Raw genomic sequence first — 7,954 nt, 5'->3', positions numbered from 1 at the left:
ATCGCCGATGGTAGTGTGGTGCTTCACCATGTGAGAGTAGGTCATCGTCAAGCTCCTATACGAAACCCCAGATCGCTAAAGCGGTCTGGGGTTTCTTCTTTGGGGCGCAGAAAACTGCACGGCAGAATGCGTTCCTGCAATCGCCCGCGGTGCGCAGGGCGCACCCGCAAGGTATCGGCGCTGATGAGCGCGCGCAGAGCGCTTCTATTGCTTGGGCTCCCGAGGTCGGCAGGCCCGGCCTTCCTGCTGATTTGCCTTCGACCTCCCGTTTTCTATGCAAGCTGAGGCCTCGTCGTTATCATGCCAGCCTTGTTCGTAGCGGGGCCTCGCATGCTGGAATTGTTGAAACTTCTACAGGATGGTCGATTCCATTCCGGTGAAGCCCTTGGCGCTCAGCTTGGGATAAGCCGCAGTGCGATCTGGAAGCAGCTGCAGGGCTTGGAGGCTGAGCTTGGGGTCGAGGTATTCAAGGTCCCGGGTCGCGGCTATCGGCTGTCTTCGCCGATGATCTTGCTCGACGCCGAGCGGATATCGCGAGACGCCGCTGCTTCGGCCTGGCCGATCACAGTCGAGTCGAGCGTGGACTCCACGAATGCCGAGATATTTCGCCGCCTCGAGGCAGGGGCGCGCGCGCCTTTTGTGCTGCTGGCTGAGCGTCAGACCGCAGGGCGCGGTCGGCGCGGGCGCGTCTGGGCCAGTCCGTTCGCAGAGAATCTTTACTGCAGTGTGGTGCTGCGCGTCGATGGCGGCATGAGTCAGGTCGAGGCATTGAGCCTGACGGTGGGGCTCGCTGTCGCCAAGACACTGCGAGCCCTCGGTCTGAAGGGCGCGCAGTTGAAGTGGCCGAATGACGTGTTGGTCGATGGACGCAAGATATCCGGGATACTCCTGGAACTCGCCGGCGATCCGGCCGATGTTTGCCATGTGGTGATAGGTGTCGGCATTAACGTCAACATGGAGGTCGACGCGCCTGGTGCCATCGATCAGCCTTGGACATCCGTGCGGCAGTGCATGGGGCGTATGCTCGATCGAAATGATTTGGCTGCTGCGCTGCTCTCGCAGTTGCGCGATTGCCTCTCCCTGCATTGGCAGCGCGGTTTTGCTGGTCTGCGAGAGGAGTGGGAGTCGCTGCATGCGTGGCGTGGTCGTTCCGTGGCGCTGACTGCAGGTTCTAATGCGACCCTGGGTGTCGTGCTGGGCGTCGATGAGCGAGGTGCGATTCGGCTGAATGTGGATGGTGTCGACCGTGCCTTCAGCGGCGGAGAGTTGAGCCTGAGGTTGCAACATGATTCTTGAGCTCGACTGCGGTAACAGCTTTATCAAATGGCGAGTGATTTCCGTGGATGGGAATCAGCGCCTTTTTGCGGGTGTCGTGGATTCCGATTCTGCCCTCTTCGAATCCCTGGCTGCGGCTCCGGGACTGCAGGTAAGTCGCTGTCGTCTGGTCAGTGTGCGCAGCGATGTGGAGACCGAGCAGCTGGTCAGACGCCTGCGCGAACTCTTCGGTGTCGAAGCCATCTGTGCGCAATCTGCCAGCCAGGTCGGGGCGGTACATAATGGTTACGAGGACTATCGGCGCCTGGGCCTGGATCGTTGGCTCGCCGTGCTGGGTGCTTATCACCTGGGGCAGCGCGCTTGCCTGGTGGTCGATCTCGGTACGGCGGTAACCGCAGACTTCATATCGGCTGATGGTATGCACCAGGGCGGCTTCATTTGTCCTGGGCTTCCGTTGATGCGCGATCAGCTGAGTACGCACACTCGACGCATTCGCTACGATCGCCAGGTGGCGTTGGCGGCCTTGCAGGAACTTGAGCCCGGGCGCTCCACAGCTGAGGCCGTAGAGCGCGGCTGCGTGTTGATGTTGCGCGGTTTCGTTGCGGAGCAGTTGTTGCAGGCGCAGGCTCGTTTCCCTGATGGCTTCGAAGTATTCCTGACCGGAGGTGATGCGGACCTGGTTCGGGATGTAGTGCCGGGGGCGCAGGTGGTTACGGATCTCGTATTTGTCGGACTGGCGATCGCCTGTCCCTTGAGTTGAGGCGAAGCATGCGTTGGATTCTGCTATTGCTCCTGCTACTGAATGCCTTTTATTACGTCTGGCATCAGCAGCAGGCGCCCCTGCGCGCCAAGGAGATCGCTCCGGCAAATGCCTATCAGGCGGCGCGCAAGGACATTCGCCTGCTGAGCGAGGCGGATAAGCCAAGCTCGCGCAATGAGCCTTCGGCGCCGGTCGATGCGGCCTCCCCCGAGGCGGCTGTTTGCTTGTTCCTTGGCAGTTTTGAGGAGGAGGCGCGGGCGAGAGTAGTGGAGCAGCGTCTGCTCAGCCTGGATATACAGGCTGAAGTGCGCAGCGTTGATGCGGCTGCGGGTGTCGAGTATTGGGTGTATCTGCCGCCTCTGGCTTCTCGTCAGGCCTCGTTGAGGCAGCTACGTGAGCTGCAGGCGCGGCGTATCGATAGCTACATCATTACTCAGGGCGAGCTGGCCAACGGCATATCGCTTGGCATATTCCCTCGCAACGATTCAGCCAATAGCGTCATGCAGCGTTTGCGCGATGTGGGCTACGAGCCGCAGATCCGCGAACTGTCGCGCGCGCACCGTAGTTTCTGGGTGCGTGTTGCGCCGCAAAGTCGACGTCTGGCCGATGAGTTTCTGCTGGGGCGACTGGCTGGAGACTTTGCAGGATTGCAGCATCAATTAATGCCATGCGAAGGCGTTGCATTGCTCCAATAGTTTGCATAGAATGGCGCCCGCTTCGCAGGGTGGTCAAAGTTGGTTCCCGACGAAGATGTTGTCAAAGTAGCTAACCTCAAGATTTTAATGAGAAAAAGCTTGACAGCAGGGTGGCAGATCTAGAAAATGCCGCCTCACTTTGGAGGGGTTCCCGAGCGGCCAAAGGGATCAGACTGTAAATCTGACGTCATCGACTTCGAAGGTTCGAATCCTTCCCCCTCCACCAGATTCAGCGTGAGCTGCAGGCTCCGCGGGTATAGTTCAGTGGTAGAACCTCAGCCTTCCAAGCTGATGATGCGGGTTCGATTCCCGCTACCCGCTCCAGTTTGTGGTTGGCGCAATAGAGTTTGGCTCATGTAGCTCAGCTGGTAGAGCACACCCTTGGTAAGGGTGAGGTCAGCGGTTCAAATCCGCTCATGAGCTCCATCTAATAAAGGCAGATATGAAAGTATCTGCCTTTGTTTTAATGGCGGCATAGCTTGCTCAATTCTTCGCTAGGAGACGGTCAAGATGGCTAAAGAGAAATTCGAACGTAACAAACCGCACGTCAACGTCGGCACCATCGGTCACGTTGACCACGGTAAGACCACTCTGACCGCTGCTCTGACCCGCGTCTGCTCCGAAGTTTTCGGTTCGGCCAAGGTTGACTTCGACAAGATCGACAGCGCTCCGGAAGAAAAAGCTCGTGGTATCACCATCAACACCGCGCACGTAGAGTACGACTCCAATATTCGTCACTACGCGCACGTTGACTGCCCGGGCCACGCCGACTACGTGAAGAACATGATCACCGGTGCTGCCCAGATGGACGGCGCGATCCTGGTCTGCTCGGCTGCCGACGGCCCGATGCCGCAAACCCGTGAGCACATCCTGCTGTCCCGTCAGGTTGGCGTTCCGTACATCGTTGTCTTCCTGAACAAGGCTGACATGGTTGACGACGCCGAGCTGCTGGAGCTGGTCGAGATGGAAGTTCGCGACCTGCTGAGCACCTACGATTTCCCGGGCGACGACACCCCGATCATCATCGGCTCCGCGCTGATGGCTCTGAACGGCGAAGACACCAACGAAATGGGTACTTCCGCTGTCAAGAAGCTGGTCGAGACTCTGGATAGCTACATTCCTGAGCCGGTTCGTGCCATCGATCGTCCGTTCCTGATGCCGATCGAAGACGTGTTCTCGATCTCCGGCCGCGGTACTGTAGTGACCGGTCGTGTAGAGCGCGGTATCGTCAAGATCCAGGAAGAAATCGAAATCGTTGGTCTGCGTCCGACCACCAAGACCACCTGCACCGGCGTTGAGATGTTCCGCAAGCTGCTGGACGAAGGTCGTGCTGGTGAGAACTGCGGCGTGCTGCTGCGCGGCACCAAGCGTGATGAAGTCGAGCGTGGTCAGGTTCTGGCCAAGCCGGGCACCATCAAGCCGCACACCAAGTTCGAAGCTGAAGTGTACGTTCTGTCCAAAGAAGAAGGTGGTCGTCACACTCCGTTCTTCAAGGGCTACCGTCCGCAGTTCTACTTCCGTACCACTGACGTGACCGGTTCGTGCGAGCTGCCGGAAGGCGTTGAGATGGTAATGCCGGGCGACAACATCAAAATGGTTGTCACCCTGATCAAGCCGATCGCCATGGAAGACGGCCTGCGCTTCGCCATTCGCGAAGGTGGTCGTACCGTTGGTGCCGGTGTCGTAGCAAAGATCGTCGAATAATCGATTGATCTGTCCCTCTCAGGCCGGCATAATGGTCGGCCTGATTTTGTTCTAGGTCAGTAGCTCAATTGGCAGAGCGGCGGTCTCCAAAACCGCAGGTTGGGGGTTCGATTCCCTCCTGACCTGCCATTTTCTAAACGAATTTGGCGTGTCTTTCACAGGATCCTCTCGAATGAATGTTAAGGCTGAAGCCCAAGACTCTCGCTTTGATCTGGTCAAGTGGCTGGTTGTCGCTGCCCTGGTTGTCGTGGGTGTCGTAGGTAATCAGTACTTCTCTGCTGAGCCGGTTCTGTATCGTGTTCTGGGTCTGGTCGTATTGGGCGCTGCTGCCGCTTTCGTGGCATTTCAGACTGCTCGTGGTCAGGCCTTTGCGGTGCTCCTGAAAGAAGCGCGCGTCGAGATTCGTAAAGTTGTCTGGCCGACCCGCCAGGAGACTACTCAGACCACCTTGATCGTGGTTGCTGTGGTCCTGGTGATGGCGCTGCTGCTGTGGGGGCTCGATTCCCTGCTCGGTTGGCTTATTTCCCTGATTGTTGGTTAAGGGTGTCTCGTGGCTAAGCGTTGGTACGTCGTGCATGCTTACTCGGGTTACGAGAAGCATGTCATGCGCTCGCTCATCGAGCGCGTGAAGCTGGCTGGTATGGAAGATGACTTCGGCGAGATTCTCGTTCCCACTGAAGAGGTGGTCGAGATGCGCAATGGTCAGAAGCGCAAGAGTGAGCGCAAGTTCTTCCCTGGCTATGTTCTTGTGCAGATGGAAATGAACGAGGCGACTTGGCACTTGATCAAGGATACGCCGCGCGTCATGGGTTTCATTGGTGGTACTGCCGACAAGCCGGCGCCGATCACCGAGAAAGAAGCCGAAGCCATTCTGCGTCGTGTTGCCGATAGTGGCGACAAGCCCAAGCCGAAGACGCTGTTCGAGCCGGGCGAGATGGTTCGTGTTGTCGATGGCCCGTTCGCCGATTTCGGCGGTGTGGTCGAAGAAGTGAATTACGAGAAAAGCCGCATCCAGGTTGCTGTGACCATTTTCGGTCGCTCCACCCCGGTCGAGCTGGAGTTCAGTCAGGTCGAGAAGGCATAACTGACATAGGCATCCCTCACCCCGCAGCCTTAGGCTGCGGGGTTTTGTCGTCACTGGGATAAATGCGTAAGTAACCTCGGGGAGCCGTCAGGCGTTCGAACCCGAAATTGGAGTAGCTAATGGCTAAGAAAATTCAGGCTTATATCAAGCTGCAGGTTAAAGCCGGTCAGGCAAACCCGTCGCCACCCGTGGGTCCGGCTCTGGGTCAGCACGGCGTGAACATCATGGAATTCTGCAAGGCGTTCAACGCCAAGACCCAGGGCATGGAGCCTGGTCTGCCGACTCCTGTGATCATCACTGTTTACAGCGACCGTAGCTTCACTTTTGAAACCAAGAGCACCCCGGCATCGGTACTGCTGAAGAAGGCCGCCGGCCTGAGCAGCGGTTCCGCTCGTCCGAACACCGTCAAAGTAGGCACCGTTACCCGTGCTCAGCTGGAAGAGATCGCCAAGACCAAGCAGGCTGATCTGACTGCCGCTGACCTGGATGCGGCCGTGCGCACCATCGCCGGCTCCGCTCGTAGCATGGGCCTGAACGTGGAGGGTGTGTAATGGCTAAGTTGACCAAGCGCCAAAAGGCCATCGCGGCCAAGGTTGAAGCCGGGAAGGCTTACACCTTCGAAGAAGCTGCCGGCCTGCTGGCCGAGCTGTCTGCCGTCAAGTTCACCGAGTCCTTCGACGTCGCCGTGAACCTGGGCGTAGACCCGCGTAAATCCGACCAGGTCGTACGTGGCGCCACCGTTCTGCCGAACGGCACTGGCAAAACCGTACGCGTTGCCGTGTTCACCCAGGGTCCGGGCGCTGAAGCTGCCCTGGCTGCCGGTGCTGACAAGGTCGGTATGGACGATCTGGCCGCCGAAATGAAGGCCGGCGATCTGAACTACGACGTGGTCATCGCTTCTCCGGACGCCATGCGCGTTGTTGGCCAGCTGGGCCAGGTACTGGGCCCGCGTGGTCTGATGCCGAACCCGAAAGTCGGCACCGTGACGCCGGACGTCGCTACCGCTGTCAAGAACGCCAAGGCTGGTCAGGTACGTTTCCGTACCGACAAGAACGGCATCATCCACACCTCCGTTGGCAAGGTCGGCTTCGAAGCCGCTGCGCTGAAGCAGAACGTGGAAGCCCTGCTGGCTGACCTGAAGCGTCTGAAGCCGTCGACCTCGAAAGGCATCTACGTCAAGCGCGTGACCCTGAGCACCACCATGGGTCCGGGTCTGGTAATCGACCAGGCTTCGCTCGACGCGTAAGTGATTGGGCCGGCAGCCATGTGCTGCCGGCTTGGAAAGATTGGGGTCCCTGCCTGGCGGGGGCTATCCAAGACCGTAGGTGACTCGCGTTTTAAATGTCAGGTTCGCCTGATGGCCTACGCAGATGGTGCTCCCGATTCGTTACCGAATCAGACACCAAAACGCCGCCGAACCTCGGTTCGGCGAAACGGTAAAATCCAGGAGTAAACCCGTGGCAATTAAACTCGAAGACAAGAAGGCCATCGTCGCTGAAGTCAACGAGGCTGCCAAAGCCGGTCTGTCCGCTGTCGTGGCTGATGCCCGTGGCGTGACCGTCGGCGCAATGACCGGACTCCGTAAAGAGGCCCGCGAAGCTGGTGTGTACGTGAAAGTCGTGCGTAACACCCTGCTCAAGCGCGCCGTTGAAGGCACTCAGTTCGACGTGCTCAACGACGTGTTCAAAGGCCCGACCCTGATCGCTTTCTCCAACGAACACCCGGGCGCTGCTGCTCGTCTGTTCAAGGAGTTCGCCAAGGGTCAGGACAAGTTCGAGATCAAGGCAGCTGCGTTCGAGGGCAAGTACCTCGCAGCAAACCAGATCGACGTACTGGCAAGCCTGCCGACCCGCGACGAGGGCATCGCCCAGCTGATGAGCGTTATCCAAGGCGCCACCAGCAAGCTCGCTCGCACCCTGGCAGCTATTCGCGACCAGAAAGAAGCTGCTGCTGCCTAAGGCGGCGTGAGCACTTTCTAAATCAAACGTTTAATTTGATGGTCGCGTAGGCCGTCACCCCAATACAGGAATTGATAGTCATGTCTCTGACTAACGAGCAAATCATCGAAGCTATCGGCCAGAAATCCGTTATGGAAATCGTTGAGCTGATCAAAGCGATGGAAGAAACCTTCGGCGTTACCGCTGCTGCCGCTGTTGCCGCTGGCCCGGCTGCCGGCGCTGCTGCCGCTGCTGAAGAGCAAACCGAGTTCAACGTTGTCCTGGCTGAAGCTGGCGACAAGAAAGTGAACGTGATCAAGGCTGTTCGCGAGCTGACCGGTCTGGGCCTGAAAGAAGCCAAGGAGAAGGTCGACACCGCTCCTCAGGTCATCGCTGAAGGTCTGACCAAAGAAGCTGCTGAAGACGCCAAGAAGAAGCTGGAAGAAGCTGGCGCCAAGGTCGAACTCAAGTAAGTTCGCACCTTGCGTCTACAGCCCGA

General features: G+C 58.4%; 10 protein-coding genes and 4 tRNA genes. All 14 read left to right on the top strand.

Annotation, left to right across the window (positions count from 1 at the left end):
• The first annotated feature begins 330 nt into the window (after positions 1 to 330).
• Complete coding sequence (gene birA, locus P3C50_RS22185) at positions 331 to 1,296, top strand: bifunctional biotin--[acetyl-CoA-carboxylase] ligase/biotin operon repressor BirA (protein ID WP_275547614.1); 966 nt, start codon at positions 331 to 333, stop codon at positions 1,294 to 1,296.
• Positions 1,286 to 2,035 (top strand): pantothenate kinase, encoded by a 750-nt coding sequence (locus tag P3C50_RS22180; protein ID WP_275547613.1) that lies wholly within the window; start codon positions 1,286 to 1,288, stop codon positions 2,033 to 2,035. The genes birA and P3C50_RS22180 overlap by 11 nt, the downstream gene beginning before the upstream one ends.
• Before the next feature lie 8 nt (positions 2,036 to 2,043).
• Positions 2,044 to 2,730, top strand: coding sequence for an SPOR domain-containing protein (locus P3C50_RS22175; RefSeq protein ID WP_197855611.1), 687 nt, complete (start codon positions 2,044 to 2,046; stop codon positions 2,728 to 2,730).
• A gap of 141 nt (positions 2,731 to 2,871) precedes the next feature.
• A tRNA-Tyr gene (locus tag P3C50_RS22170) sits at positions 2,872 to 2,956 on the top strand.
• Between the two features lie 24 nt (positions 2,957 to 2,980).
• Positions 2,981 to 3,054 (top strand) — tRNA-Gly (locus P3C50_RS22165).
• A gap of 26 nt (positions 3,055 to 3,080) precedes the next feature.
• A tRNA-Thr gene (locus P3C50_RS22160) sits at positions 3,081 to 3,156 on the top strand.
• 84 nt (positions 3,157 to 3,240) lie between these two features.
• Positions 3,241 to 4,434 (top strand): elongation factor Tu, encoded by a 1,194-nt coding sequence (gene tuf, locus P3C50_RS22155; RefSeq protein WP_134675806.1) that lies wholly within the window; start codon positions 3,241 to 3,243, stop codon positions 4,432 to 4,434.
• A gap of 53 nt (positions 4,435 to 4,487) precedes the next feature.
• A tRNA-Trp gene (locus tag P3C50_RS22150) sits at positions 4,488 to 4,563 on the top strand.
• 43 nt (positions 4,564 to 4,606) lie between these two features.
• On the top strand, positions 4,607 to 4,975 hold the full coding sequence (gene secE / locus P3C50_RS22145) for a preprotein translocase subunit SecE (protein WP_197855610.1): 369 nt from the start codon (positions 4,607 to 4,609) through the stop codon (positions 4,973 to 4,975).
• Positions 4,976 to 4,984: 9 nt separating this feature from the next.
• The gene (gene nusG / locus P3C50_RS22140) at positions 4,985 to 5,518 is read left to right on the top strand and encodes a transcription termination/antitermination protein NusG (protein WP_004373446.1); all 534 of its coding nucleotides are present in this window, start codon (positions 4,985 to 4,987) and stop codon (positions 5,516 to 5,518) included.
• Between the two features lie 119 nt (positions 5,519 to 5,637).
• Positions 5,638 to 6,069, top strand: a complete 432-nt coding sequence (gene rplK, locus P3C50_RS22135; protein ID WP_021488823.1) for a 50S ribosomal protein L11 — start codon at positions 5,638 to 5,640, stop codon at positions 6,067 to 6,069.
• Positions 6,069 to 6,764 carry a 50S ribosomal protein L1 gene (gene rplA, locus P3C50_RS22130; RefSeq protein ID WP_197855609.1) on the top strand — a complete coding sequence of 232 codons (696 nt, stop codon included), beginning with the start codon at positions 6,069 to 6,071 and terminating at the stop codon, positions 6,762 to 6,764. Before rplK ends, rplA begins: the two co-directional genes overlap by 1 nt.
• Before the next feature lie 211 nt (positions 6,765 to 6,975).
• Complete coding sequence (gene rplJ, locus P3C50_RS22125) at positions 6,976 to 7,476, top strand: 50S ribosomal protein L10 (protein WP_003463333.1); 501 nt, start codon at positions 6,976 to 6,978, stop codon at positions 7,474 to 7,476.
• Between the two features lie 80 nt (positions 7,477 to 7,556).
• Positions 7,557 to 7,928: a 50S ribosomal protein L7/L12 gene (gene rplL, locus P3C50_RS22120; RefSeq protein ID WP_197855608.1), complete on the top strand. Its 372-nt coding sequence runs from the start codon at positions 7,557 to 7,559 to the stop codon at positions 7,926 to 7,928.
• Positions 7,929 to 7,954: the final 26 nt, after the last annotated feature.

This window comes from Pseudomonas sp. Marseille-Q0931 (genome assembly GCF_940789645.1).
Lineage (GTDB): Bacteria > Pseudomonadota > Gammaproteobacteria > Pseudomonadales > Pseudomonadaceae > Aquipseudomonas.
This window is presented reverse-complemented; position numbering and strand designations above follow the sequence as displayed.